This window comes from Bathymodiolus azoricus thioautotrophic gill symbiont, from assembly GCF_001298715.1.
Lineage (GTDB): Bacteria > Pseudomonadota > Gammaproteobacteria > PS1 > Pseudothioglobaceae > Thiodubiliella.
In genome coordinates this window covers 1-842 of sequence record NZ_CDSC02000490.1, presented here as the reverse complement: position 1 = coordinate 842, position 842 = coordinate 1, and the positions used below count along the sequence as shown (strand labels likewise).

Sequence of the window (842 nt, the reverse complement as noted above, 5' to 3'; positions counted from 1 at the left end):
TTTGTTTTAAGGTTTGTACTTAGCAAATCATAGTAACAAAGCATAAGCCGCTAAAATTGCCAACAGCTTACATAAAAAGCAAAACGATTCATAGGCATTAAATCCTTTTCTCGTAACGCCCATATCGTTTAATTGTTGATTGGTCATGGTGTCCTTTCCTTATTTGAATAAAAAAAAAGGCACCATCCCCTCGTCAGAGGCTAGTGCCCCTGCTGGGTATGTATCAATCAATTATTTAAAACTCATCGCTTTAAATAATCGCCAAATATTTCAATTGATGCCATTGGCTTTTACCTAACTCGCCTTGCAAAGCAAGTTAGGGTTTTCAAGGTGCACGGATTTGGAGTTCGTGCGGCTCTTAAAATTGGTGTTTCAAAACACACTCAAATGAATGTATTTTGAAACACCCTCTCAAGAGAGGATGTTTGTTTTTTACTATTTCAGATTACAATGATGGTAAATACCACGCTTGCTCTTGCATATTAAATTTCCAATTATTTGATTTAAGGTAATTTTGCTGTTGTCGTAAAATACCTCTATCACTAGTTGGATCTAAAGTGACTTGCTCGCCTTGTTCAATGGTTGCAATTTCTTGATCGTTGAATAGGTTTTGTAAGTCCTCTTTTGAGTTTGAGTTTGATTTTGCACTGGCTTCCACTTTGTCAAAATCAACATCAATATCTTCGGTAATTGGATCTGCCTCAGTGATTACTTCCACAGGTGCTTCATCAATCTCATCAATATGTATTGTATCTAGTGTTGCCCTAGACTCAAGTATTAACTTGTTAGAGCCAAAGCCACCTGATACTGTTTGAATTCTTGATATAACAAATCTTCCCTCG

At 36.5% G+C, this 842-nt stretch carries 1 protein-coding gene; it reads right to left on the bottom strand.

All coding sequences use genetic code 11. The features are described 5' to 3' along the window. Window positions 1-445 precede the first annotated feature (445 nt). Window positions 446-842, bottom strand: a 397-nt coding sequence (locus tag BAZSYMA_RS09250) for a DUF3275 family protein (RefSeq protein ID WP_090718394.1), incomplete at its 5' end; no start/stop codon positions are given.